Origin of the sequence: Rheinheimera sp., from assembly GCF_036568245.1 — a bacterium.
Lineage (GTDB): Bacteria > Pseudomonadota > Gammaproteobacteria > Enterobacterales > Alteromonadaceae > Alishewanella.
In genome coordinates this window covers 1-2,797 of the sequence record NZ_DATCSY010000322.1, presented here as the reverse complement: position 1 = coordinate 2,797, position 2,797 = coordinate 1, and the positions used below count along the sequence as shown (strand labels likewise).

The 2,797-nt window shown below is 53.5% G+C and carries 4 protein-coding genes; 3 read left to right on the top strand and 1 reads right to left on the bottom strand.

The features are described 5' to 3' along the window. The 3 genes from VIN66_RS14390 to VIN66_RS14380 form a co-directional block, all read left to right on the top strand. On the top strand, positions 1-574 hold a 574-nt coding region (locus VIN66_RS14390; RefSeq protein WP_331924627.1), incomplete at its 5' end, for a hypothetical protein. Positions 575-577: 3 nt separating this feature from the next. After that, positions 578-1,507, top strand: a complete 930-nt coding sequence (gene tal, locus VIN66_RS14385) for a transaldolase (protein ID WP_331924626.1) — start codon at positions 578-580, stop codon at positions 1,505-1,507. A 125-nt stretch (positions 1,508-1,632) separates the two neighbouring features. Continuing rightward, positions 1,633-2,418, top strand: a complete 786-nt coding sequence (locus VIN66_RS14380; protein WP_134058085.1) for a putative hydro-lyase — start codon at positions 1,633-1,635, stop codon at positions 2,416-2,418. A gap of 4 nt (positions 2,419-2,422) precedes the next feature. Here the strand turns inward: VIN66_RS14380 and VIN66_RS14375 are convergent. Continuing rightward, positions 2,423-2,797, bottom strand: a 375-nt coding sequence (locus VIN66_RS14375) for a chromate transporter (RefSeq protein WP_331924625.1), incomplete at its 5' end; no start/stop codon positions are given.

Below are 2,797 nucleotides of genomic sequence, written 5' to 3'. Positions count from 1 at the left end.
AGCAGCCACCACAGGCTTTGTTGAAGCCGATGGTTACATCGCACTGGATGCGGCCAGTGCAACAGTGGGCGGCAATACAGCCGATGCCCGCTGGCAACGGCTTAAAGGCTTTGGCCATAGCAATGCGGCTATGGTGGCGCTGACTAAGCCGGATTACCAGACCAGTATAGTGAACATCCGCCAGGCGCCCTATCTGGAATACCCGCTGTATTTTCACAGTACCGGTCAAGTGATGCTGCACAGCATAGTGGCGCCGACACTGGAATTGCTGCCAGGCCGGAAGTTACGCTTTGCCGTCGCGCTGGATGACGCGCAACCGGTCATCGTTGATACGTTGCCCGATAGCAGCGAACACGCCTGGCAACAAGCTGTGCTGGATGGCAGCCGCACGCTAAAAACACCACTGCACATTAAACAAAGCGGCGTTCACCGGCTGCGTATTTACCTGCTCGACCCTGCAGTGGTACTGCATAAGCTGCTGCTTGACACCGGCGGCTTACAACCAAGCTACCTTGGCCCGCTGCAAAGCCCTTACCTGACTAACGGCACCGCCTCAACTCACGGAGCACAGTAACAGATGAACCCTTTAGAGCAACTAAAACAGATGACCACAGTGGTTGCAGACAGCGGTGATATAGACGCCATCCGTCAACTGCAACCGATAGATGCAACAACAAACCCATCACTTATCCTACAGGCCGCAGCAAAACCTCAGTACCGCCAGTTTCTCAACCAGGCACAAACGGCTTATGCGTCAGATCTGCAGGCGGCTTGCGAGCAGGTTACGGTGAATTTTGGTGTTGAAATTCTGCGCCATATTCCGGGGCGGGTATCGACAGAAATTGATGCTCATTTGTCATTTGACCGTGGCGCCAGCATTGACAGTGCACTGCGGATCATTGAGCGCTATCAGCAAGCCGGTATTGATAAGGCGCGGGTGCTGATTAAACTGGCTGCAACCTGGCAGGGTATTCAGGCGGCAGCAGAGCTGGAGAAGCGCGGTATTCACTGTAACCTGACCTTACTGTTCAGCCTGACTCAGGCCAAAGTCTGTGCTGATGCGGGTGTGACGCTGATCTCGCCCTTTGTTGGCCGCATTCTGGACTGGTACAAACAGCAGCAGCCAGAGCAGGATTTTACCGGCCAGAACGACCCGGGCGTACAATCTGTTAAACGTATTTATCAATATTACAAGCAGCATGGTATCGATACCGTCGTCATGGGTGCCAGCTTTCGCAATATTGAGCAAATCCGCCAGCTGGCAGGGTGTGATCTGCTGACGATAGCGCCGGATTTGCTGACGCAGTTACAAACATCATCTGAGCCACTGACCAGAATGTTGCAACCGCAACAAGCTGCCAGCAGCACTAAACCTGAGGCGTTGGCCGAAGCTGACTTTTTATGGCAACTGAATGAAGATGTGATGGCCAGTGACAAGCTGGCTGAAGGTATTCGCAAGTTTGCTGCCGATCAGCGTAAACTGGAACAGCTGCTTAGTACACTGTGACCATCAGGCAAACGCTTTAATAACGAGTTTCACAGGGCTTGCGCTTCATTCTGCCGCAAGCCGCTTTACCTTATCAGCACAAATACGCACTATAAGCTGGCGTGCAACAGTGCAGAGAACCCGTTATGTCAGTGCTTACTCCCTATCAGTTACGTCAACAGTGCCGCAGCGGCCAGTTCAGCGGCAATACCTCCGGTTTTGCGCCGGGTTTTGTCCAGGCCAATATGGCGATACTGCCAAAACAGTATGCGGCCGATTTTCTGCAGTTTTGCCATTTCAACCCCAAGCCCTGTCCGCTGCTGGGTATGGCGGCCGCACCCGGTGCTATTGATATGCCGTCTTTGGCGACAGAGCTTGATATCCGCAGTGATCTGCCCAGATACCGGGTGTTTAAAAACGGCGAGCTTACCGATGAAGTTACCGATGTAAAAAGCATCTGGCGCGATGATTTAGTGACCTTTTTAATTGGCTGCTCGTTTTCATTTGAAGAATCACTGTTGGCCGACGGCCTGGAAATTCGCAACATTACCGAGAAAGTGAATGTGCCGATGTACCGCACCAATATTGCCTGTTCCCCTGCCGGCGTATTTCATGGTGGTATGGTGGTCAGTATGCGGCCAATGAAGCCTGCCGATGCGATACGGGCGATTCAGATTTGTTCGCGTTTTCCGCAGGTACATGGTGCGCCGGTACACTTTGGAGATCCGGCAGCTATTGGCATTAACAACATAGATAAACCTGACTTTGGTGATGCAGTAACAATAAAGCCGGGCGAAGTACCGGTATTCTGGGCTTGCGGCGTAACGCCGCAGGTGGCCATAGCCAACGCCAAAGTGGATTTTTGCATTACCCACAGCCCGGGCCATATGCTGGTAACGGATATCCCGAACAGCAAGTTGTCAGTGTTGTAGCACCTTAACAGCATTGCTGCAGCAGTATGCCGCCTGCAGCACATGCTGCCAGTACCCTCACTATACCTTGTTGATAGCGAAACAACGCCAAAGCCGCCGCCAGCCCCAGTAGCAGCGCGCACCAGTCAACACCGGTATCAGTGCCGTGCGGAAACAGCACAAAGTAGCCAAAAAACAGTGCCAGATTGACAATCACCCCCACCACCGCAGCTGTGATGGCACTGAGCGGCGCTGCGAGAGTGGCCTGCTGACGGCTGGCCTCGACCAGCGGCGCGCCAAGCAGAATAAATAAAAACGACGGCAAAAATGTAAAGAAGGTCACTACAGCAGCGGCAACGGCACCCGCCAGCGGCAATTGCTCAGCGCCGAACAACTGGGC

Bases quoted from the DNA above. Each gene is read 5' to 3' on its own strand.
- tal (WP_331924626.1), top strand. From the start codon at position 578: ATGAACCCTTTAGAGCAACTAAAACAGATGACCACAGTGGTTGCAGAC.
- VIN66_RS14380 (WP_134058085.1), top strand. From the start codon at position 1,633: ATGTCAGTGCTTACTCCCTATCAGTTACGTCAACAGTGCCGCAGCGGC.